Genomic DNA, 1,788 nt, shown 5'->3' with positions numbered 1-1,788 from the left:
GCTCGCGATAGCGTCGGCACACTTGGCATCAATGTGACTGACAGGGCGCTATCGCGAGCAGGCTCGCTCCCACAGGGGAATTGAGTTGTCTTTTAGAGCGGGTTACTCGCCGTGATAGATGCAGCCGCTGGTGCACGTCTCGTGGATACGGATCGCGCTGAGTTCCGGCAGCAGGGGCTTGAGTTCCTTCCAGATGAACTTGGCCAGCACTTCGCTGGTCGGGTTTTCCAGGCCGGGAATATCGTTCAGGTAGTTGTGGTCGAGGCGCTCGTACAACGGCTTGAAAATCGCCTTGATTTCCGAGAAGTCGCGAATCCAGCCGGTGTGCGGATCGAGGTCGCCGCTCAAGTGGATCGCCACTTTGAACGAGTGGCCGTGCAAACGGCCGCATTTGTGGCCTTCCGGTACGTGAGGCAGGCGGTGGGCGGATTCGAACGTAAACTCTTTGAAGATTTCCACAGTGATTTCAGCTCTGTCAGGTGGCGATCGCCGCGGCGATGTGGGCAGGCGGCGAGTTTACCAGAGCGCCGGGCAAAACACTGACTAAAGGGTCAGCAAGCGCTCGCCGAGGCGACCATTGGCGGCCAGTTCGAGGAACTCGTCGCCCAGGCGACGGCTTTCGTCCATCGTCGCACGCCAGTATTTCTGCCGGCTCGGGGCATCGCCCATGAAACGTTTGAAGTCGTTGCGGTCCGGCAGCTTGCCGTAGGGCAGGCGCGCCAGGTAGTCCTTCGATGGCGCCAGCAGCAGGACATCCTGCAACCGCGCCGGGCAGGCTCGGCGCCACGGCAGGGTCTTGTCGAACCAGCCGGGAATGACCCGGTCGGTGAAATGCGGATAGAGCACGATGTCGTTGCCGCTGTAGGGCAGGTCGAGGTGATAGTCGAGCAGGCCGCCATCGCGAAACGTCCCCACGCCTGCGCCCGGCAGGTCGCGCACGCCTTCCATCACCATCGGGATCGAGCCCGACGCAAGCAGCGCCTGACGCAGGTTGCCGGCATTCAGCGCGACGAAGCGTGACGGGAAGTCGTTGAGTGCATGGACCGGCGGCGCCAGGCGCGGGTCGTGGATGATCAGCCGTTCGAAATGCCGCGACAGCCGTGCGCGCCCCCGCAGGTTGTCGGCGATCACCGACGACAGGCCCAGCCCGAGACGGCCGCGATGATCGTCCGCGAGCAAGCCGTGGCTTTTGACCACCATGATGTTCAGGCGGTAGTGGGCGTTGTCCAGAATCGACGCATCGCGACCGTCGAGCAGTTCATCGAGCATGCGCCGGGAGCTCTGGCTGATCTGCGCCATGGTCACGCCCTTGTCGAAGTTCTGCTCGGTGTAGAGGTGACCGAGGCGTCGGATGCCTTCGGCGGCGTCCGGCAGACAGGCGCTGGCGAAGCGCCAGGAGCCCACCGACGCTCCGATCAACGCACGCTCGCGCGGTGCGGCCGGCAGCCATTCGCCAAACAACGCCAGGTCCAGACCTTGAATCCCCAACGCTTTCGGCCCCCCGGCGGCCCCCGGCAACGTGCCGACATCGGCGGCGCTCAAACCGTTTTCACGGATGCGTGCCAAGGCCCGCGGGCCGGCCTTGAGGGTCAGGGAAGGGAACTTGATGTGGATGGCGGTCATACCGGTCTCGATGTCGGGCTAGCGGGGGATTATAAACAGCTCAGGCAACGCCACCAATCCACACTGTGGGCGTGAGCCTGCTCGCGATTGCGGTCTGTCAGGCATTAAAGATGTCGACTGGCATGACGCTATCGCGAGCAGGCTCGCGCCCACAGGGTCGGTGTT

2 protein-coding genes are annotated in these 1,788 nt (G+C 63.5%); both read right to left on the bottom strand.

Going from position 1 to position 1,788, the window contains the following annotated elements; translation table 11 throughout:
- Window positions 1–102 precede the first annotated feature (102 nt).
- Window positions 103–459 (bottom strand): 6-carboxytetrahydropterin synthase QueD, encoded by a 357-nt coding sequence (queD, locus tag QMX98_RS34450; protein WP_008152165.1) that lies wholly within the window; start codon window positions 457–459, stop codon window positions 103–105.
- An 84-nt stretch (window positions 460–543) separates the two neighbouring features.
- Window positions 544–1,623 carry a patatin-like phospholipase family protein gene (locus tag QMX98_RS34445; RefSeq protein WP_282412075.1) on the bottom strand — a complete coding sequence of 360 codons (1,080 nt, stop codon included), beginning with the start codon at window positions 1,621–1,623 and terminating at the stop codon, window positions 544–546.
- Window positions 1,624–1,788: the final 165 nt, after the last annotated feature.

Origin of the sequence: Pseudomonas sp. PS02303, assembly GCF_029959925.1 — a bacterium.
GTDB lineage: Bacteria > Pseudomonadota > Gammaproteobacteria > Pseudomonadales > Pseudomonadaceae > Aquipseudomonas > Aquipseudomonas mandelii.
The sequence above is the reverse complement of the archived record's forward strand: the minus strand, read 5'-3'. Positions and strand labels throughout refer to the sequence as shown.

What these genes read in the sequence shown, in the direction of transcription:
- QMX98_RS34445 (WP_282412075.1), bottom strand. Translation starts at nt 1,623, where the DNA reads ATGACCGCCATCCACATCAAGTTCCCTTCCCTGACCCTCAAGGCCGGC.